Annotated in this window: 1 protein-coding gene; it reads right to left on the reverse strand. The window is 48.9% G+C overall.

What is annotated here, in order from left to right; all coding sequences use genetic code 11:
* On the reverse strand, positions 1 to 231 hold a 231-nt coding region (locus QP437_RS10535; protein ID WP_285267805.1), incomplete at both ends, for a POTRA domain-containing protein.

The following is a 231-nucleotide window of genomic DNA, read 5'->3' on the forward strand; positions in this document are numbered from 1 at the left end:
CTCGATCTTAGTCAGTTGCTCAATTTCAGCGGAGTGCCCGGCAAGATTGCTGCTAACTTCAACGCCAGAAAGCTTGTACTGATCTCCTTCGGTGATGTTCACCGTGACGTAAATACCTTTTTTATCTGGCGTCAGACTGACCTGGGTAGAATCGATGTTGAAACGGGCATAACCGCGATCCAGATAGTAACTGCGCAGGGTTTCAAGGTCGCCCGCAAGTTTCTGTTTCTG

It is taken from the genome of Haemophilus sp. UMB1048 (assembly GCF_030218125.1).
In the GTDB taxonomy this organism is placed as follows: domain Bacteria; phylum Pseudomonadota; class Gammaproteobacteria; order Enterobacterales; family Pasteurellaceae; genus Haemophilus_D.